Annotated in this window: 21 protein-coding genes; 19 read left to right on the forward strand and 2 right to left on the reverse strand. The window is 36.1% G+C overall.

The features are described 5' to 3' along the window. Positions 1-95 precede the first annotated feature (95 nt). The 5 genes from ACUL40_RS27715 to ACUL40_RS27735 all read left to right on the forward strand — a co-directional run bounded on the left by ACUL40_RS27715 (position 96) and on the right by ACUL40_RS27735 (position 3,821). A complete protein-coding gene (locus ACUL40_RS27715; RefSeq protein ID WP_025709269.1) occupies positions 96-686 on the forward strand; it encodes a DUF1405 domain-containing protein in 591 nt (196 codons plus the stop codon). 25 nt (positions 687-711) lie between these two features. Further along, positions 712-1,398 (forward strand): lipoprotein intramolecular transacylase Lit, encoded by a 687-nt coding sequence (gene lit, locus ACUL40_RS27720; RefSeq protein WP_000414378.1) that lies wholly within the window; start codon positions 712-714, stop codon positions 1,396-1,398. 106 nt (positions 1,399-1,504) lie between these two features. Then, positions 1,505-2,293 (forward strand): sporulation protein YpjB, encoded by a 789-nt coding sequence (gene ypjB, locus ACUL40_RS27725; protein ID WP_000831584.1) that lies wholly within the window; start codon positions 1,505-1,507, stop codon positions 2,291-2,293. Positions 2,294-2,394: 101 nt separating this feature from the next. Beyond that, positions 2,395-3,078 carry a zinc metallopeptidase gene (locus tag ACUL40_RS27730; protein WP_011109966.1) on the forward strand — a complete coding sequence of 228 codons (684 nt, stop codon included), beginning with the start codon at positions 2,395-2,397 and terminating at the stop codon, positions 3,076-3,078. A 101-nt stretch (positions 3,079-3,179) separates the two neighbouring features. Further along, on the forward strand, positions 3,180-3,821 hold the full coding sequence (locus ACUL40_RS27735; RefSeq protein ID WP_000876873.1) for a uracil-DNA glycosylase: 642 nt from the start codon (positions 3,180-3,182) through the stop codon (positions 3,819-3,821). Between the two features lie 28 nt (positions 3,822-3,849). Here the strand turns inward: ACUL40_RS27735 and ACUL40_RS27740 are convergent, their stop codons facing one another. Further along, a complete protein-coding gene (locus ACUL40_RS27740; protein WP_000202121.1) occupies positions 3,850-4,731 on the reverse strand; it encodes a YitT family protein in 882 nt (293 codons plus the stop codon). Positions 4,732-5,223: 492 nt separating this feature from the next. Here ACUL40_RS27740 and ACUL40_RS27745 point away from each other — a divergent pair, with 492 nt between their 5' ends. Genes ACUL40_RS27745 through ACUL40_RS27775 form a run of 7 tightly spaced genes read left to right on the forward strand, consistent with a single transcriptional unit; the run spans position 5,224 to position 10,778 of the window. Continuing rightward, the gene (locus tag ACUL40_RS27745; protein ID WP_002108639.1) at positions 5,224-5,565 is read left to right on the forward strand and encodes a nucleotide pyrophosphohydrolase; all 342 of its coding nucleotides are present in this window, start codon (positions 5,224-5,226) and stop codon (positions 5,563-5,565) included. Continuing rightward, a complete protein-coding gene (gene dapB / locus ACUL40_RS27750; protein ID WP_000658813.1) occupies positions 5,565-6,365 on the forward strand; it encodes a dihydrodipicolinate reductase in 801 nt (266 codons plus the stop codon). Before ACUL40_RS27745 ends, dapB begins: the two co-directional genes overlap by 1 nt. A gap of 14 nt (positions 6,366-6,379) precedes the next feature. Beyond that, the gene (gene mgsA, locus ACUL40_RS27755; RefSeq protein WP_000684765.1) at positions 6,380-6,775 is read left to right on the forward strand and encodes a methylglyoxal synthase; all 396 of its coding nucleotides are present in this window, start codon (positions 6,380-6,382) and stop codon (positions 6,773-6,775) included. 11 nt (positions 6,776-6,786) lie between these two features. After that, on the forward strand, positions 6,787-7,491 hold the full coding sequence (gene bshB1, locus ACUL40_RS27760) for a bacillithiol biosynthesis deacetylase BshB1 (protein WP_000015673.1): 705 nt from the start codon (positions 6,787-6,789) through the stop codon (positions 7,489-7,491). Continuing rightward, complete coding sequence (gene bshA, locus ACUL40_RS27765; RefSeq protein ID WP_445423043.1) at positions 7,488-8,633, forward strand: N-acetyl-alpha-D-glucosaminyl L-malate synthase BshA; 1,146 nt, start codon at positions 7,488-7,490, stop codon at positions 8,631-8,633. The genes bshB1 and bshA overlap by 4 nt, the downstream gene beginning before the upstream one ends. Continuing rightward, the gene (locus tag ACUL40_RS27770; RefSeq protein WP_048657189.1) at positions 8,620-9,813 is read left to right on the forward strand and encodes a CCA tRNA nucleotidyltransferase; all 1,194 of its coding nucleotides are present in this window, start codon (positions 8,620-8,622) and stop codon (positions 9,811-9,813) included. Before bshA ends, ACUL40_RS27770 begins: the two co-directional genes overlap by 14 nt. After that, the gene (locus ACUL40_RS27775; RefSeq protein WP_001192063.1) at positions 9,798-10,778 is read left to right on the forward strand and encodes a biotin--[acetyl-CoA-carboxylase] ligase; all 981 of its coding nucleotides are present in this window, start codon (positions 9,798-9,800) and stop codon (positions 10,776-10,778) included. The genes ACUL40_RS27770 and ACUL40_RS27775 overlap by 16 nt, the downstream gene beginning before the upstream one ends. 128 nt (positions 10,779-10,906) lie before the next feature. Here the strand turns inward: ACUL40_RS27775 and ACUL40_RS27780 are convergent, their stop codons facing one another. After that, positions 10,907-11,296, reverse strand: a complete 390-nt coding sequence (locus ACUL40_RS27780; protein ID WP_065212122.1) for a cupredoxin domain-containing protein — start codon at positions 11,294-11,296, stop codon at positions 10,907-10,909. A 482-nt stretch (positions 11,297-11,778) separates the two neighbouring features. Here ACUL40_RS27780 and panB point away from each other — a divergent pair, with 482 nt between their 5' ends. From panB to aspB, 7 genes are all read left to right on the forward strand, one after another. Next, on the forward strand, positions 11,779-12,615 hold the full coding sequence (gene panB, locus ACUL40_RS27785) for a 3-methyl-2-oxobutanoate hydroxymethyltransferase (RefSeq protein WP_065212121.1): 837 nt from the start codon (positions 11,779-11,781) through the stop codon (positions 12,613-12,615). Next, on the forward strand, positions 12,615-13,463 hold the full coding sequence (gene panC / locus ACUL40_RS27790; RefSeq protein WP_000707025.1) for a pantoate--beta-alanine ligase: 849 nt from the start codon (positions 12,615-12,617) through the stop codon (positions 13,461-13,463). Before panB ends, panC begins: the two co-directional genes overlap by 1 nt. Positions 13,464-13,475: 12 nt before the next feature. After that, on the forward strand, positions 13,476-13,859 hold the full coding sequence (panD, locus tag ACUL40_RS27795) for an aspartate 1-decarboxylase (RefSeq protein ID WP_000490184.1): 384 nt from the start codon (positions 13,476-13,478) through the stop codon (positions 13,857-13,859). A 131-nt stretch (positions 13,860-13,990) separates the two neighbouring features. After that, on the forward strand, positions 13,991-16,795 hold the full coding sequence (dinG, locus tag ACUL40_RS27800; RefSeq protein WP_065212120.1) for an ATP-dependent DNA helicase DinG: 2,805 nt from the start codon (positions 13,991-13,993) through the stop codon (positions 16,793-16,795). 250 nt (positions 16,796-17,045) lie between these two features. Then, positions 17,046-17,216 (forward strand): YpmA family protein, encoded by a 171-nt coding sequence (locus ACUL40_RS27805; RefSeq protein WP_000412179.1) that lies wholly within the window; start codon positions 17,046-17,048, stop codon positions 17,214-17,216. A gap of 7 nt (positions 17,217-17,223) precedes the next feature. Next, positions 17,224-17,727, forward strand: coding sequence for a cell wall elongation regulator TseB-like domain-containing protein (locus ACUL40_RS27810; protein ID WP_000758739.1), 504 nt, complete (start codon positions 17,224-17,226; stop codon positions 17,725-17,727). 18 nt (positions 17,728-17,745) lie between these two features. Beyond that, entirely contained in the window at positions 17,746-18,933 is a 1,188-nt protein-coding gene (gene aspB / locus ACUL40_RS27815) for an aspartate transaminase AspB (RefSeq protein WP_000761560.1), read from the forward strand. Positions 18,934-18,967: the final 34 nt, after the last annotated feature.

Below are 18,967 nucleotides of genomic sequence, written 5' to 3' on the forward strand. Positions count from 1 at the left end.
TAGTCAGCTTTTTTATTTAGTTGGATGAAGTTTGTTATAATAGAGTAGGATTTAGTGAATGAATTACTTTGCTTGAAAGGTGTTGGACATACGGATTGGTGTACTTGTATGCAATGTTAAGACAACGCTCGGTATTATTATTTTTATTAATTGTTAACTTATTAGGTACAATTTATGGATTTATATGGTACGGAAATCAATTGAAAGAAACGTCACCTATATTTTGGCCGTTTGTACCAGATAGTCCTATGGCGACTCTCTTTTTTGTCTTTGTTTTAATTGCTTTTTTGGCAAAGAGAAACTGGGGATTAATAGAAGCGTTAGCGATTGTAACTTTAATAAAATATGGTATTTGGGCTGTTGTTGTAAACGCGATTATGATTTACGTAAAAGGGCCTATAGGCCTTATGGGCTACATGTTAATGCTTTCGCACTTCGCGATGGCAATACAAGGATTTTTATATGCTCCATTCTATCGTATAAAAAAATGGCATTTTATAGTAGCAGCTGTGTGGACGTTGCATAACGATGCAATTGATTATTTATTTTGGCAAATGCCGCGATATGGAATTATGCATTTGTTTGTAGAGGAAATTGGTTATTTTACGTTTTGGTTAAGTATTGCTGTACTATGTATTACATATTATTGTTGCTTACGTGAGCAAAGAAAACAATTTTCTTTATGATGGTTAGAACATTTAGGGGGAGAACATGGAGAAAAATAAGAGTGGTACAAAAATATTGGATCGATTGATTACTTTAGTTGTTTCATATAGCATAGCATTTTCTATTTTTGCACTCGCAACAACGGCAGTTGTATATGGAAAATGGTTGTATTATTTTGAAATTGATTTTTTAAATATTCCTGATTTAGCGGATATGACGAAGGATGAAATTAAAAGAAATTACGATGTGCTTATTACATATTTATCCCCGTTTTATGACGGAGCATTACATTTGCCCACATTAGATATGTCCACAAATGGCCGTATTCATTTTGTAGATGTTAAAAATATTTTAGTAAAGATTCAATATGTGATGTATGCGACAATTATGATTGCAGTGATAGGCGGAATTTATTTATTAAAAAAGAAAAATGAAAAGTTTTTACTGCACGGATCGATTTTAACAATCATTTTTCCGATAGCGCTTATGTTACCAATTGCTATTAATTTTGAAAAGAGTTTTGTATTATTCCATAAACTTTTATTTAGTAATGATTATTGGGTTTTTGATCCTGAAAAGGATCCAATTATATTAATGTTACCAGAAGAGTTCTTTATGCATGCTGCGTGTGCTATTTTATTATTCATTTTAGGTGGGAGTATACTTTGTTACAGCTTATATAGATATCTCGTAAAAAAGAAAAGGATGTCACAGAAAAAATTCTCTGCTTAAAGAGAATTTTTTTCTTTGTAAAACGATAATATATTTTTCGGTCTAGTTCTGTTCTATTCTTGTCCAAATTAACATATTTTGTACTAGTAGTTAAGGGGGGACCGGGATGAAGAGAACATTAATTGGATTGATAGCATTTCTAATTATAATGTTTCCGTTACGTATATATGCTGAAGAGTGGAATGAGCTAACAGGGTTGTTAGACGACTCGTTACAGTTAGTGAAGCGTAATGAAGATGAAAAAGCGGTACAAGTATTACAACATTTCTCGGAGCAGTTTTTAATAAAGGGGAATGAAAAGAAGCAGGAAGTAACACCAGATCAAGTTAGAGTTATTTCTTTAGCTTACGATAAGGCGCAACAATCGCTCTCTGAAGAAGGTTTAGGTAAGCAAGCTAAAATTGATAATGTGCTGGCATTACAACTTGCTGTTGATGCACAAGTATCGAAATATCAACCACTTTGGATGGAAAGAGAAAGGAAAGTAATGGATGCCTTTTCTCAAATGGAAAAAGCGATGGAAAAAGAAGATGCTGGGCAGTTTCAACAAACGTTAAATACGTTTTTAAATGAATTCAATATTATTTATCCAAGCTTAATGATTGCTTTGCCAGAAAACGAGGTCCAGCGTGTAAATGTTCATTTATCTTATTTAGATGAATTTCGTAACGTTATGTTAAAAACGAAAGGCGGCCAAATGCAATTAGGGATTATTAAAGGGGATTTGCAAAAGATATTTCACACAGTAAAAAAAGATGAAATTGCACCCTCTCTCATTTGGTTTATGACAATTACTGGGGGACTTATTTTATTCACATTAACTTATGTTGGATGGAGAAAGTATAAAGGAGAGAGAGAAAAAAGAAAAAGTAATGTACATTCTAAAAATAGATAATGCAATAAATAAAGATATGGATTGTAAGGTTTATTCATTGACAATAGTGGCAGAAGAAAATAGAATGAGAAGTACTATAATTAAAACTTCAATGGAGGTTCATGATGTTTTATTTAATTTACTTCGCGATCATAATGATCATACCGTTGTATGCACAGTCAAGAGTACGTAGTGCCTATAGCAAGTATTCACAAGTTTATTCAACATCAGGTATGACAGGAGCGGAAGTGGCTCGAAAAATTTTAGATGAAAATGGATTATACAACGTAGCTGTAGAAGAAACACCAGGTCATTTATCAGACCATTATGATCCAACCGCTAAGACGGTTCGATTATCAACAGATAACTATTATGGACATTCAGTTGCTGGTACAGCAGTTGCAGCACACGAAGTAGGACACGCAATTCAAGATGCACAAGATTATAACTTTATGCGTATTCGTCATTCGTTAGTTCCTGTGGCTAATTTTGGATCGAATATATCATGGGTATTTATTATGATTGGTATATTTGCGACAATGTCAAAACTATTGTTATTAGGTATCATTTTAATGGCAGCAGGTGTTGTGTTCCAGCTCGTTACATTGCCAGTTGAGTTTGATGCGTCAAAGCGCGCAATGCAACAAATTGAAGCGTTAGGTATTGTATCAACAGATGAATATGGGCAAGCTCGTAAAGTATTAAATGCGGCAGCATTAACATATGTAGCAGCTGCAGCTGTAGCGGTATTTGAATTATTACGTCTCGTATTAATGTATACTGGTATGCAGCGTAGCGACGACTAAAGACTATCAATTTTGATAGTCTTTTTTTGTTGTGTGGATTGAATTATATAATGTATTGCAAATAGAAATAATAGAAGTAATGCGGAAAGGTGGTGGGGGAAATGAAATATCCAGACCATTTAGTAAAACAAGTACAAGAGCGTAGTGCTCCTTATCAACTAGAAGGTTTTTTAAGTGGACAAGGTCCTGAAAATCCCAAATTTATGTTGTTAGGAGAAGCACCTGGTGAAACAGAAATTCATAATGGGATTCCGTTTAGCGGGAGGGCGGGAAAACAATTAATGGTTTTTTTAGAGCGTATCCACGTTACAAGGGAAGAAGTATATATTACGAGCGCTGTTCGGAGTAGACCTTATAAATGGCGAGAGAAAAAAGAACGAAATGGTGAAATCATACAAAAAAAGTATAATAGAACGCCAAATCAGGGAGAAATAGTTGCCCATGCGCCTTTGTTAGATTATGAATTAGAGAAAATACATCCGAAGCTTATCGTCACGCTTGGAAATATCGGTCTTCAACGTTTAACAGGAAAAAATAAAAAAATCACAGATGTACACGGGCAATTATTAAAACAGCCCATTCAAAAATTAAAGGATATGCAAAGTGCAGAGTTTACATGGTCAGAGAAAGAATATCATGTTTTTCCGACTTTTCATCCAGCTTCCATTTTTTATAATCGGAGTTTATTGGAGCTTATTCATGAGGATTTTGAGAAGCTTAAAAGACTTGTAATAAAAAACTAGAAAAGCTAAGGCGCTTTTCTAGTTATATTTAATTATGTAAAGGGTTTTTATTTTCATCTAACGTAAACCCTTCACCAACTACATCATGTACATCACTTACAGCGACAAAAGCATGAGGATCTACAGAAGTAATGATATTCTTTAATTTCACGATTTCATTTTTAGCAACAACGCAATACAATACATTACGTTCCACTTTTGTATACGATCCAACAGCTTTTAAAAAGGTTGCTCCGCGCTCCATTTCAGATAAAATTTTGGCAGCAATTTCATCGTTTTTCTCTGAGATAATAGTCGCTCCTTTGGCAGCATAAGCTCCTTCTTGCATAAAATCAATGACTTTAGCACCGATAAAAACAGCAACTAGCGTATACATGCCCTCACGGTATGATAAATAGGTAAGAATAGAGACGACGATAACGACAGCATCAAACATAAACATTGTTTTCCCCATACTCCAGCCAACATATTTGTGCGCTAGTCGTGCGATAATATCTACACCGCCAGTAGTCCCGCCATATTTAAATATTATTCCAAGGCCGATACCGATAAATGCCCCGGCGAATAAAGCTGCGAGTGTCATATCATTTTGCAAGTTTAAATGTAAGTTGAGTACTTCGTAACGCTGGAAAATCCATAGAAATAAAGATACGCTAAAGGTTCCAATTAATGTATATAAAAATGTCGTTCTGCCAAGTAACCTCCAGCCAATAAAAAATATAGGGATATTTAAAATTAAGTTTGAGTAGGAAGGATCAAACTTAAATAAAAAATACAATAATAGTGTAATACCAGTAAACCCACCCTCTGCAAGGTGGTTTTCAATATTGATATTGACAATACCGAAAGAAAATATAGCGGAACCAATTAAAATAAAAATAATATTTCGCATCTTCAATTTTGATGTCATATAGAAATCCCCCTAATTATGTAATGATTGCATTGCTCCGCTGAAACGGTAAAACATAATAATAAGTAATTTCTAGTTGCTAGTGAAAATAGTAAGAACCTGATTGATGTGGGCTGATTTTTTGTGAAAAGTGCAAAAGAAAGTTTCACTTTATCCCGCTCTAAAGGCTGATAGGAGATGAAGCAAAGAAGAGGGGCAAACCAGCCGTAGGAACCCGATTGGTGTGGGCTGATCTTTTGCAAAAATCGCAAAAGAAGTTTCACTTTACCCCGTACCAACGGCTGGTAGGAGATAAACCTCTGAAGAAAGGCAAACCAGCCGTAGGAACCCGATTAGTTCAACTAATCTTTTGCAAAAAAATCACAAAAGAAGTTTCACTTTATTATAGTCTATCCAAAAATGGGTCGCAAATAGGTGTTTGGCGGGGAATAATATTTGTCAAATCGCGATGAATTGGCTAACATGAAAGAGGAAGGATTAGAGGTGAATAGTATGGAAGCAAAAACGATGAAAGATATGCAGAAAGAAGTAGATGCATATATTGGTCAGTTTAAAGAAGGTTATTTCAGTCCGCTTGCAATGATGGCTCGTTTAACGGAAGAAATGGGAGAGCTTGCAAGAGAGGTAAATCATTATTATGGTGAGAAACCGAAGAAAACAACTGAAAAAGAAAGAAGTATTGAAGAAGAGCTTGGAGATGTATTATTTGTTATGATTTGTATGGCAAATAGTTTAAATATTGATTTAGAGACAGCACATAACATTGTAATGAATAAATTTAATACACGTGATAAAGATCGCTGGACACGTATTGATGAGGGAGAGAAAGAATAATGAAAGAAATTAAAGTAATTATCGCCGGACCAAGAGGACGTATGGGACATGAAGCAGTCCTTCTTATGGAAAGAACGGAACATTTTAATTTAGTAGCAGCAGTGGATTATAAGCATGGTGGTGAGAAGATTTCTGATTTACCTGGCATGCCAGCATTACATGCGCCGATTTACGCTGATTTACATACTTGTTTAGATGAAGTAGAAGCAGATGTGTTGTTAGATTTAACAACACCAGAAGTGGGGAAACAACACGTTACACTTGCAGTTGAGCGTGGACTTCGTTCGGTTATTGGTACAACTGGATTTACAGAAGAAGAATTGACACGTTTAACAGAGAATGCAAAAGAAAAAGCAGTAGGAACAATTATTGCTCCAAACTTTGCAATTGGTGCAGTTCTTATGATGAAATTCTCACAAATGGCAGCGAAATATTTCCAAGATGTTGAGGTAATTGAATTACATCATGATCAAAAATTAGACGCACCATCTGGTACAGCTGTAAAAACGGTAGAGTTAATTCGCCAAAATCGTGAATCAAAGCAGCAAGGTCATCCAAATGAAGTAGAGCAACTAGCAGGTGCACGAGGTGCAAATGTAGACGGTATTCACATTCATAGTGTACGTTTGCCAGGGCTTATTGCACACCAAGAAGTAATGTTTGGTGGAGATGGACAAATGTTAACAGTTCGTCATGATTCATTCAATCGTGCATCATTTATGTCAGGTGTAAAACTATCAATTGAGACAGTAATGAACCTTGATCATCTTGTGTACGGTTTAGAAAATATTATCGACTAAAGGGGAGACAACGGATGAAAATTGCCTTAATCGCACATGACAAAAAGAAAAATGATATGGTTTCGTTTGCATACGCATATAAACCAATTTTTGAACAACATGAATTATTTGCAACAGGAACGACAGGGCTTCGCATTATGGAAGCGACTGGATTAGTTGTAACAAGATATCAATCTGGCCCTCTTGGTGGAGATCAAGAAATTGGTGCAATGATTGCAAAGAACGATTTAGATATGGTGATTTTCTTCCGCGATCCATTAACAGCACAGCCGCATGAACCGGATGTGAATGCATTACTTCGTTTATGTGATGTATATGCGATTCCACTTGCAACGAATATGGCAAGTGCTGAAATGTTAATGCACGCATTAGAGCGAGGAGATTTAGATTATCGTAAGTTAAGAAAATGAGGGGAACAATTATGAGTGGATTACATATATTAGCGTTTGGTGCTCATGCCGATGATGTTGAAATCGGCATGGCTGGTACCATCGCTAAATATACAAAGCAAGGGTATGAAGTAGGTATTTGTGATTTAACAGAAGCTGATCTTTCTTCAAATGGAACGATAGAGTTGAGAAAAGAAGAAGCGAAGGTCGCAGCTCGTATAATGGGAGTAAAAACGAGGCTGAATTTAGCGATGCCAGACCGTGGTTTGTATATGAAAGAAGAGTATATACGTGAAATTGTCAAGGTGATCCGTACATATAAACCAAAACTAGTTTTTGCGCCGTACTATGAAGATCGCCATCCAGATCATGCAAATTGTGCAAAGCTTGTGGAAGAGGCTATTTTTTCAGCAGGAATCCGTAAATATATGCCGGAACTTTCACCACATCGTGTGGAGTCTTTTTATAATTATATGATTAATGGTTTTCATAAACCGAATTTTTGTATAGATATAAGTGAGTACCTCTCTATAAAGGTGGAAGCATTAGAAGCGTATGAAAGTCAGTTTTCAACAGGGAGTGATGGTGTTAAGACACCGTTAACAGAAGGTTACGTTGAAACTGTGATTGCTCGTGAGAAGATGTTTGGAAAAGAAGTTGGAGTCTTGTATGCCGAGGGATTTATGAGTAAGAAACCGGTTTTATTACATGCTGATTTATTAGGGGGATGTAAATGAAATTAAAAATAGGTATTACATGTTATCCTTCTGTAGGTGGTTCTGGAGTTGTTGGAACAGAATTAGGAAAGCAATTGGCGGAACGTGGGCATGAAATTCACTTTATTACATCGGGTTTACCATTCCGGTTAAATAAAGTATATCCAAACATTTATTTTCATGAAGTGACGGTAAATCAATACTCTGTATTTCAATATCCACCATACGATTTAGCGTTAGCAAGTAAAATGGCCGAGGTTGCACAAAGAGAAAACTTAGACATTTTACATGTGCATTACGCGATACCACATGCAATTTGTGCATATTTAGCAAAACAAATGATCGGAGAGCGTATTAAAATTGTTACAACCTTACATGGAACAGATATTACTGTGTTAGGTTCCGACCCTTCGTTAAATAATTTAATTCGTTTTGGTATTGAGCAATCGGATGTTGTTACTGCTGTCTCGCATTCATTAATTAACGAAACACATGAGCTTGTAAAACCAAGTAAAGAAATTCAAACGGTATATAACTTTATAGACGAACGTGTATATTTCAAGCGTGATATGTCTCAATTAAAGAAAGAATATGGTATAAGTGAGAGTGAAAAAGTACTTATTCATATTTCGAATTTCCGTAAAGTGAAACGTGTGCAGGATGTTGTTCAGGCATTTGCTAAAATTGTTAAAGAAGTAGATGCGAAGTTGCTTCTTGTTGGAGACGGACCAGAATTCTGTACGATTTTACAGATAGTGAAGAATTTACATATTGAAGATCGCGTTTTATTCCTAGGGAAGCAAGATAATGTTGCAGAACTACTTGCGATGAGTGATTTAATGTTGCTTCTATCAGAGAAGGAAAGTTTTGGTCTTGTTTTATTAGAAGCAATGGCGTGTGGTGTACCTTGTATCGGAACACGGGTTGGAGGTATTCCAGAGGTTATTCAACACGGGGAAACAGGATATTTATGTGAAGTTGGCGATACAACAGGAGTGGCAAATCAAGCTATTCAGCTATTAAAGGACGAGGAACTTCACCGTAATATGGGAGAACGAGCAAGAGAAAGTGTTTATGAGCAATTTCGCTCAGAAAAAATTGTTTCACAATATGAAACGATTTACTATGACGTACTAAGGGATGACAAAAATGGAAATATTTAAAAAAGCTAGTTCTATTATTGAGACATTAAAGCAACAAGGACATGAGGCTTACTTTGTTGGTGGGAGCGTACGAGATCTTATTATCGATAGGCCGATTGGAGATATTGATATTGCGACATCTGCTCTACCAGAAGAAGTGATGGCTATATTCCCAAGAAATGTTCCTGTTGGTCTTGAGCATGGAACTGTAATTGTTGTAGAAAATGGTGAGCCCTATGAGGTAACTACTTTTCGAACAGAAAGCGAATATGAAGATTTTCGAAGACCTAGTAGTGTTCAATTTGTTCGTTCATTAGAAGAGGATTTAAAACGTCGTGATTTCACGATGAATGCAATTGCTATGACAGAAGAAGGCAAAATGGTCGATTTATTTGCTGGACAGGAAGCCATTCAACAGAGAGAAATTGTGACAGTTGGAAATGCTGCGGATCGTTTTCAAGAAGATGCCCTGCGAATGATGCGTGGTATTCGGTTTGTAAGCACGTTAGGTTTTTCATTAGAAATGAAAACGAAGCAAGCAATTGAAACGTATGGGCATTTGCTAGAACATATAGCAATTGAGCGTATTACAGTAGAGTTTGAGAAACTGTTAACTGGTACATATTGTGTGAAAGGTCTCAAAGAATTAGTAGAGACGAAGCTATTTTCTCATTTGCCATATTTACAAATGTCAGAAGAGAGACTGTTAAAAGCTACGCAGTATAAATGGGATTCTTTCGAAACGGATATTGAGGCGTGGGCATTTTTCTTATATTGTATCGGAGAAGAACATCCATCTGTCTTTTTACGTCAATGGAAGTTTTCGAATAAAAAAATAAAAGATATTGTTGCAGTTTTATTGACAATCCGTACTAGAAAGGAGAAGGATTGGGATACAGTCCTTCTTTATAAAACGGGAATTCATATCGCTGAAATGGCAGAGAGAGTATATGAAGCGATGATTGAACGCTATGACCCTACATCTGTTGAACGAGTACAATCAATGTTTCATGCATTGCCAATCCAGGAGCGTCAAGAAATGAATGTGACTGGTAATGATTTATTAAACTGGGCAAACAAAAAGCCTGGTCCGTGGGTTGCTGAGATGCTTCAGAAAATCGAAGAAGCAATCGTACAAGGAAACGTAGTTAATGAGAAAGAGCGTATAAGGGAGTGGCTACAAGGATGCAATCTACTATAAGAAAGCAGTTATTGCAAGTTTTTTCTGAAGCGGATGGCGAGTTTGTATCCGGCCAAACAATTAGTGATAAACTTGGTTGTTCAAGAACTGCTGTGTGGAAACATATGGAGGATCTGCGGAGTGAGGGATATGAACTTGAAGCTGTGCGTCGATTAGGTTACCGAATTGCAAGTAAGCCAGACAAAGTGACCGCTAATGAAATTCAGTTAGGGCTACAAACGAAGCGGATTGGTAGAACTGTGTATTTTGAAGAAACCGTTGAATCAACGCAGCATATTGCAGCAAAACTTGCTTATGAAGGTGCAGAAGAAGGAACAGTCGTTGTAGCAGAAGAACAAACAGCGGGAAGAGGTCGTTTAAGCAGAAAATGGCATTCACCAAAAGGAACAGGGATTTGGATGAGTATTATTTTACGCCCATCAATCCCAGTTCATCATGCACCGCAACTTACTTTGTTAGCGGCCGTTAGTGTTGCACAGGCAATTGAAAAATGCACGGGTGTAAACGTAGGAATAAAATGGCCAAATGATATTTTAATTCAAGGTAAAAAGGCTGTAGGTATATTAACAGAAATGCAAGCGGATCCTGATAAAATTAATGCTGTCATTATGGGCATCGGTATTAATGCGAATCAAAAGCAAGAACATTTTGATGAAGAAATTCAGCACATTGCTACTTCATTAGCGATTGAATCAGGTAAGCCGATTGTTCGTGCAGAACTTATGCAACAAATCTATTTACAACTAGAAAAATTATATGAAGAGTATTTACAAAATGGTTTCTCTGTCATTAAAATTCTTTGGGAAAGTTACGCTGTGAGCATCGGGAAAGAAATTACCGCTCGAACGATGAGAGAGACAATTACGGGGTTAGCAAAAGGAATCACAGAGGATGGTGTATTACTTCTGGAGGATCATGAGGGGAAAGTACATCATATTCATTCTGCAGATATTGAAATTAAGTAAAAGAAGTTCCTCTTTTGGAACTTCTTTTTATTTCAATAGTTTTGAGTTGAATTTGTAACATGATAATAAATTTTTTTTCATATTTAAAGTTCATTTCAAAATATCTTCCGCCTAGTTGGCAGGGCATGTTATTTGACGATTACTTTGCCTGCCATTCCTTTAAGAAGATGGTATCGACATATTAATTCATATGTACCAGTATTTTTAGGTTTCACGGTAATATGCTTTTCTTTTCCTGACTCGATTACGACGTCAATGCCGAGTTTTTTCACTGTAAAGGTGTGCTCGTTTTTACCTTTATTTTTCAATAGTAATGTTGTTGATCCTTCAAGCGGAATCGTGATAACATTTGGATTAAAGTAATCATCATTTAGTTCAACCTCAATCACTTTCGTTAAATCGGTGGGGGGTGTTACGACAGTAACTGAGGCAAATACATGGGAGGATCCTAAAGACATCCACCATACAATCATTACAAGCAAACTGCTGAATCGAAATAACCACCTGTTCATAGACATCTGCAATTCTCCTTTGTTAAGTACTTTCCTCAATTAACCTGCATCATTAGTTTAAGAGTTATACTATACAGTTAAATGGATTACAGAAAAAATTAACTTGGATTTTTTTAGCATGCGTTGAAAAAACATGTATCTTTTCAGGATTGAATTCTCCATAAAAACTGTATAGCATATATACTCTCGTGTTAAATTTCATATACCGTAATAAGAATAAAAAATTATTTTTTCAAAAAAATGTAGTAATTCCTTTTTGTAGTTTGCTATAATTAGTTCGAATGTGGGCAGTATCAGAGAGAACTGCACCATGATTCGAAGTCATACGAAAAATAATAACTTGGATTCTGCCTTGATCCAATAACGGACTGGGACAGAGGGATGAATAATGCCGACTAACACACAACCCTTCTGCCCTTTTATGGTCAGAGGGGTTTTTTATATGATTTCGGCCATCTCCTCTCTCCTGCATAAAGGAGGAGTAGTTTTTGAAAACAAAAACAGATTTTTTGAAGATGAAAGAGCAAGGTGAGCCGATTACAATGCTAACGGCGTATGATTATCCATCTGCTAAATTAGCAGAAGAAGCTGAAGTTGATATGATTCTAGTTGGAGATTCTCTTGGAATGGTTGTACTCGGATACGATTCAACAGTACCTGTAACAGTAGAGGATATGATTCATCATACGAAAGCTGTACGCCGTGGAGCGAAAGAGACGTTTATTGTAACTGATATGCCATTTATGTCGTATCACGTATCATTACAAGAAACGATGGTGAATGCACGTCGCATCGTTCAAGAGAGCGGGGCACACGCACTGAAGGTAGAAGGTGCTGGAGAAGTTATATCGACGATTCAATATTTGACGAACGCAGGAATTCCTGTTGTAGCGCATTTAGGTTTAACCCCTCAATCTGTAGGAGTGTTGGGTGGATATAAAGTGCAAGGAAAAGATGCGGAGAGTGCAAAAAAATTAATAGAAGATGCAAAGAAATGTGAAGAAGCTGGTGCAATAGCGCTTGTGTTAGAATGTGTACCAATGCAGTTAGCAGAACTTATTTCAGAGCAACTAACAATACCAACAATTGGGATTGGTGCAGGACAAAAAGTAGATGGGCAAGTGCTTGTTTATCATGATCTTATCTCATACGGCGTAAATCGTGTTCCGAAATTTGTGAAGCAATATACGTCTGTTCAAGAGGAGATTGTGCGTGGGATTTCACAATATGTTACTGAAGTAAAGGCAAGGCAATTTCCTGAAGAAAAACATTCGTTCACAATGAAAGAGGAAGAATGCTTAGCGTTATACGGAGGAAAACAATAATGAAAATCGTAACTACAGTGCAAGAGATGCAGCAAATTACAAGCGAACTTCGTGCAAGTGGAAAGAGTATTGGTTTTGTTCCAACAATGGGTTATTTACATGAAGGCCATGCTACTTTATTACGTAAGGCAAGAGAAGAAAATGAAATTGTAGTTTTAAGTGTATTTGTAAACCCGCTACAATTCGGCCCAAATGAAGATTTAGATCGATATCCTCGTGATATTGATAGAGATGAAAATGTAGCAAAAGAAAACGGTGTAGATTATTTATTTTATCCGAGTGTAGAAGAAATGTATCCAGCAGAACAAACAACAACAGTAGAAGTTGTGAAGCGCACGGACGTATTATGCGGTCAACAAAGACCTGGTCATTTCGCTGGTGTTGCAACTGTACTGATGAAACTATTTAATATTACGGTGCCAACGCGTGCTTATTTCGGTATGAAAGATGCTCAACAAGTTGCAGTAATTGAAGGATTTGTAACTGATTTCAATATTCCAGTTACAATCGTACCAGTTGATATTGTAAGGGAAGAAGATGGTTTAGCGAAAAGTTCTCGTAACGTGTACCTATCACAAGATGAACGTGAAGAAGCTCTTCATTTATACCGCAGCCTATGTATAGCGAAAGAAAGAATTGAGGCAGGTGAACGTAATCCGGAAATCATTACAAATCTTGTGAAAGATTATATTGAGACGCATACGAAAGGCACTGTAGATTATGCGGATTTATATGCATATCCGTCATTAACAATGGTAGAGAAAGTCGAAGGAAGAATCATTTTAGCTATTGCAGTTAAGTTTGAAAATGTAAGATTAATTGACAATATAACATTAACGGTTAAATAAGGGGGAGCATCTATGTTTCGCACAATGATGAGAGCAAAGTTACATCGTGCAACTGTAACGGAGGCAAATTTAAATTATGTAGGTAGTATTACAATTGATGAAGACTTAATGGATGCAGTAAATATTGTAGAAAACGAAAAAGTCCAAATTGTAAATAATAATAATGGTGCTCGCTTAGAGACATACGTTATTAAAGGGGAACGCGGTAGTGGTGTTGTTTGTTTAAACGGTGCGGCGGCAAGACTTGTACAACCAGGGGACAAAGTAATTATTATTTGTTATGGGCTAGTTACGGAAGAAGAGATTCATACACAAGAACCAAAAATTGCAGTACTAGACGATAATAATCAAATTATTGAAATGTTAGGTGCTGAAAAAGCGGGTACGATATTATAAGTAGAAAGGCTATCTCCATTGCGGAGATAGCTTTTTTGTGCATCTTTTCATTAAGATGAGATAAAACGTGGTATAGTAACATTATATAAATTATTGTTGTTTGAAAGGTAAGAAATTGAGGTGTTACATATATGAGTAAGCGTTATGTCGTTGTTGATTTAGAGACGACAGGGAACTCCTGGAAAGATGGGAAGGATAAAATTACCCAAATTGCAGCTGTTGTAGTAGAAGATGGAGAGATATTGGAGATTTTTTCGTCTTTTGTTAATCCAAAGAGAGAGATCCCACCATTTATTACAGAATTAACAGGGATTGATGAAAGTCTTGTAAAACAAGCCCCGTTATTTCAAGATGTAGCCCCGATGATTGTTGAGCTATTACAAGGTGCGGCTTTCGTTGCGCATAATGTTCACTTTGATTGGAATTTTTTAAATGAAGAATTAAGGCAAGCTGGATATACAGAAATACATTGTCCGAAAATCGACACGGTTGAATTGGCTCAAATTCTTTTGCCGACAGCCGATAGTTATAAATTACGTGATTTAGCTAAGAAGCATGAACTAGAGCACGATCAACCACATCGTGCGGATAGTGATGCTCTTGCAACAGCGGAATTATTTTTACAATTTTTAAATGAAATTGAAAAGTTACCACTTGTCACGTTGCAATCGCTTTATGAATTAAGTGATGTGTTCCAAAGCGATATAGCTGATGTGCTTTCTGAAAATATTTTAAAGAAAGTAATGCACGGTAAAGAAGATATAGCGGAGTATGAAATACATCGAAATATTGCGCTGAAAAAGCGGAACTATTCCTTAAACCTTGGAGAAACGTGTTCATCAAAGTTTGATGCTTTCTTGAATAAAACGATGGATAAATTGGAATCACATATGCCAAAGTTTGAAAGAAGAGAAAGTCAACAACTGATGATGAAAGAGATATATACGGCGTTAAGAGATTCTCGTTTTTCACTAATTGAAGCCGGTACAGGAACAGGAAAGACTCTCGCTTATTTGCTTCCTAGTCTTTATTTTGCAAAGAGAAAAGAAGAACCTGTCATTATAAGTACACAAACGGTACAACTCCAACAACAAATATTAGAAAAAGAAATTCCGTTATTACAAAAAATAATGCCATTTTCATTTGAGGTAGCTCTTCTAAAAGGAAGAAAGCATTATTTATGCTTACATAAATTTGAGTATGCTTTGCAAGAGGAAGAAAAAAATTATGATATGGCACTTACAAAGGCGAAGATTTTAGTTTGGCTATTGCAAACTGAAACAGGTGATCGAGACGAATTAAATATTCCTGAGGGCGGAAAGTTACTTTGGAATCGTATTTGTAGCGATGCGTATAGTCCAGGCGGTATGCAAAGTAATTGGTTTAGTCGTTGTTTTTACCAGCGAGCGAAGAATAAAGCTTTATTTGCAGATATCGTTATTACAAATCATGCGTTATTATTTCAAGATTTTTCAAGTGAAGAACCGTTGTTTGCTTCATGCGAACATATTATTTTTGATGAAGCTCACCATATTGAAGAAGCCGCGAGTAGAACATTGGGTGAACAGTTCTCTTGTATGTATTTTCAATTGGTTATATCTCGTCTTGGGACACTAGAAACAGAAGATGTACTCTCCAAAGTATATAAAATGATGAAAAAATCAGAGCAAGCATCTCGTTCAACTTTCCGTATGATAAGTTATAGTTTGAAGGAACTTAAGTTTGATGCGGATGAACTCTTCCAAATGTTACGTACTTTTATATTTAAACAAACAAAGCAAGAGCAAGGAACGAATAATATGCCGCTCATCTATAGGTATAACGCAGAACTAGAAAAAGGTAAGTTGTGGGATAGTATCGTCGAATTAACAAATCGTTTTATATATGAATTAAGAAGGGTAGTAACTGCTCTTGAGAAGCAAGTGGATATATTGCAAAGTAAGTTAGAATGGGAGATGCATGTTGTAACAGGTGAATTTATGCATTTAATTGAGTTGCTGAGAAAGATGGCAGAATCATTACAGTTACTCGTATTAGAAAAGAATTCGTATGTAACTTGGATGGAGACTGAAACGAAAGGGACGATTCATTCAACAGTTCTATATGCACAGCCTGTTCATATTGGTGAAAGATTTGCTGATGAATTTTTAACAGAAAAAAAGAGTGTTATTTTTACATCCGCAACACTAACAGTTAACGATACGTTTGATTATATAAAAGAGGAACTTGGTTTACATGATTTCGCTCCAAATACTTTAAAGGTTCCGTCGCCATTTCGTTATGATGAACAGATGAAATTAATGGTGTCAACGGATGTACCTTTTATTAAGCAAGTAAGTAATGAGCGATATATTGAATCTGTATCGGAACATATTGCAAAGATAGCGAAAGCCACAAAAGGCAGAATGCTCGTTTTATTCACTTCGTATGAAATGTTAAAAGAAGCGTATGCGAATTTAAAAAATAATGATGAATTAGAGGGGTATTTATTACTGACCCAAAGTGTGAATAATAGAAGTCGAAGCCGCTTAATTCGAAAGTTTCAAGAATTCGACAAATCAATTTTATTAGGGACGAGCAGTTTCTGGGAAGGAATAGATATTCCAGGAGATGCCTTAAGTTGTCTTGTTATAGTCCGTCTACCATTTACACCTCCTCATCAGCCGATGATGGAAGCGAAGGGTGAGTGGCTAAAAAATCAAGGTGAAGATGTATTTGCTAAATTAGCGCTTCCACAAGCAATATTACGTTTCAAACAAGGATTCGGCCGCTTAATTCGAACGAATACAGATACAGGAACGGTAGTAGTGTTAGATCGTCGTTTGACGAGTTCTTCCTATGGAAAACGATTTCTACAATCGATTCCTAACGTACCTCTTTATGAAGGGCCATTAGAAGAATTGTTAGTACAATTAGAAGAACCACCAAATGAATAAAAATGGAAGAAAAATACGCCTGAAGTACTTATAAACTTCAGGCGTAAAAAATGTGGGTAGGAGGAATTTTATTTTTCTTACTTCTTGTATACAAAATGTGTTGGTTTTCGACTTGAAACCTTTTTTTGCTGTACATGTCCTGCTATAATAGATGGGTGATGAAGCAGGGGTTGTAAAGAATGTACTCTTATTGTAACCGCATTGCGTTCTTCTATAATTAGAAATTTTTGTGTAACGGAGGAGTTTTTTCATGGAGAAGAAAATCGAAGTACTATCAACGACGCGTATTAAATATTCGTCGGATTTGTATAAAATTGTTGATAGTTTAAATCGTACGTTAAAAGAGCAGGACCTCATGTTCGGACTAGCATTAGACGAAAAAGATAAAGAAACAGCTGTATTTACGATTTACAGAACGTAGTGATACAATGAAAAAGTGGATCTTTGCAATCATTATTGTTATCGTTGCTAGCGGAATATATGGGGCGTATGTTTATAATAAAGCGATGGGAAAGAAAATTCCAAAAGAGTCGAAATTTGTAGAAATTGCTAAAGAAAAAGCAAAGCTTACAAAGGTGAAATCTGTTGATTATTACAACGGAAAATCTGCATATATAGTCGTGCAAGGTACAGATGAAAAGGGAGAACAACTTATCGTTTGGGTGCCTGAGAAAAAAGGGGATACTGTAGTAAGGAAAAAGAGCGAAGGTATTTCTGAAAAAGAGGCTATACAAAGAACAATAGAGCAAGTCGGCAATGAAAGTAAGGAATCAAAAAGTAAGCCGAAAGAGATTATGAAAGTGAAATTAGGCTTTGAAAATGATGTACCACTATGGGAAGTTACATATATTGATGATGACAATCGTTATAGTTATTACTATCTTGAATTTAAAGATGGAAAATTTTTAAGACGATATAGCATTGAAAAATAGATGTAGGGGGAACTACAAATGAAATTAGCAAAGCGAGTAGCTGCTTTAACACCGTCTTCAACTTTAGAAATTACAGCAAAGGCACAAGCATTAAAAGCAGAGGGTCATGATGTAATTGCATTAGGGGCAGGGGAACCTGACTTTAATACACCAGAGCATATTATGGATGCTGCACATAAAGCGATGTTAGAAGGGCATACGAAGTATACACCAACAGGTGGATTACAATCGTTAAAACAAGAAATTGTGAAGAAATTTACTCGCGATCAAGGTATTGCGTATGATCCATCTGAAATTATTGTATGTAATGGTGCAAAGCATGCATTGTATACATTATTCCAAGTATTACTTGATGAGGGAGATGAAGTTATCATCCCAACTCCTTACTGGGTAAGCTATCCAGAGCAAGTAAAGCTTGCTGGCGGTAAGCCGGTTTATGTAGAAGGTTTAGAAGACAATGAGTACAAAATTACAGCAAAGCAGCTGCGTGAGGCAATTACAGAGAAAACGAAAGCAGTTATTATTAATTCACCGAGCAATCCAACAGGAATGATTTATAGCAAAGAAGAATTACAACAGCTTGGAGAAGTATGTTTAGAACATGATATTTTAATCGTTTCTGATGAAATTTATGAAAAATTAATTTATGGTGGCGTAGAATATACTTCAATTGCCCAGCTTTCTAATGCATTAAAAGAACAAACACTTATTATTAATGGTGTATCTAAATCTCATTCTATGACAGGATGGCGTATTGGATATGCTGCAGGAAATAAGCAGCTTATTAAAGCGATGACGAACTTAGCGAGTCATAGTACGTCAAACCCTACTTCAATCGCTCAATACGGCGCAATTGCGGCATATGCAGGCTCACAAGAACCTGTGGAAACAATGCGTCAAGCCTTTGAAGAGAGATTAAACATCATTTATGATAAATTAATTCAAATCCCTGGCTTTACTTGCATTAAACCGCAAGGTGCATTTTACTTATTCCCTAACGTAAAAGAAGCTGTAGCTTTATCAGGATATGCAACAGTTGATGATTGGGCAAAAGCTCTATTAGAAGAGGAAAAAGTGGCTCTTGTACCAGGTACAGGATTTGGTGCTCCAAATAATGTTCGCTTATCATATGCGACATCTCTTGAACAAGTAGAGAAAGCATTAGAGCGTATCCATACATTTATGAAAAGTAAAGTGCAAGCTTAATTTTATATTTCATTCATGTAATATAAAAAACCTC

Source organism: Bacillus sp. KNSH39, from assembly GCF_052656585.1.

Excerpts from the sequence above, each read along its gene's own strand:
- lit (WP_000414378.1), top strand. The coding sequence starts at position 712 with ATGGAGAAAAATAAGAGTGGTACAAAAATATTGGATCGATTGATTACT.
- ypjB (WP_000831584.1), top strand. The coding sequence starts at position 1,505 with ATGAAGAGAACATTAATTGGATTGATAGCATTTCTAATTATAATGTTT.
- ACUL40_RS27730 (WP_011109966.1), top strand. The coding sequence starts at position 2,395 with ATGATGTTTTATTTAATTTACTTCGCGATCATAATGATCATACCGTTG.
- ACUL40_RS27735 (WP_000876873.1), top strand. The coding sequence starts at position 3,180 with ATGAAATATCCAGACCATTTAGTAAAACAAGTACAAGAGCGTAGTGCT.
- ACUL40_RS27740 (WP_000202121.1), bottom strand. The coding sequence starts at position 4,731 with ATGACATCAAAATTGAAGATGCGAAATATTATTTTTATTTTAATTGGT.
- ACUL40_RS27745 (WP_002108639.1), top strand. The coding sequence starts at position 5,224 with ATGGAAGCAAAAACGATGAAAGATATGCAGAAAGAAGTAGATGCATAT.
- dapB (WP_000658813.1), top strand. The coding sequence starts at position 5,565 with ATGAAAGAAATTAAAGTAATTATCGCCGGACCAAGAGGACGTATGGGA.
- mgsA (WP_000684765.1), top strand. The coding sequence starts at position 6,380 with ATGAAAATTGCCTTAATCGCACATGACAAAAAGAAAAATGATATGGTT.
- bshB1 (WP_000015673.1), top strand. The coding sequence starts at position 6,787 with ATGAGTGGATTACATATATTAGCGTTTGGTGCTCATGCCGATGATGTT.
- bshA (WP_445423043.1), top strand. The coding sequence starts at position 7,488 with ATGAAATTAAAAATAGGTATTACATGTTATCCTTCTGTAGGTGGTTCT.
- ACUL40_RS27770 (WP_048657189.1), top strand. The coding sequence starts at position 8,620 with ATGGAAATATTTAAAAAAGCTAGTTCTATTATTGAGACATTAAAGCAA.
- ACUL40_RS27775 (WP_001192063.1), top strand. The coding sequence starts at position 9,798 with ATGCAATCTACTATAAGAAAGCAGTTATTGCAAGTTTTTTCTGAAGCG.
- ACUL40_RS27780 (WP_065212122.1), bottom strand. The coding sequence starts at position 11,296 with ATGTCTATGAACAGGTGGTTATTTCGATTCAGCAGTTTGCTTGTAATG.
- panC (WP_000707025.1), top strand. The coding sequence starts at position 12,615 with ATGAAAATCGTAACTACAGTGCAAGAGATGCAGCAAATTACAAGCGAA.
- panD (WP_000490184.1), top strand. The coding sequence starts at position 13,476 with ATGTTTCGCACAATGATGAGAGCAAAGTTACATCGTGCAACTGTAACG.
- dinG (WP_065212120.1), top strand. The coding sequence starts at position 13,991 with ATGAGTAAGCGTTATGTCGTTGTTGATTTAGAGACGACAGGGAACTCC.
- ACUL40_RS27805 (WP_000412179.1), top strand. The coding sequence starts at position 17,046 with ATGGAGAAGAAAATCGAAGTACTATCAACGACGCGTATTAAATATTCG.
- ACUL40_RS27810 (WP_000758739.1), top strand. The coding sequence starts at position 17,224 with ATGAAAAAGTGGATCTTTGCAATCATTATTGTTATCGTTGCTAGCGGA.
- aspB (WP_000761560.1), top strand. The coding sequence starts at position 17,746 with ATGAAATTAGCAAAGCGAGTAGCTGCTTTAACACCGTCTTCAACTTTA.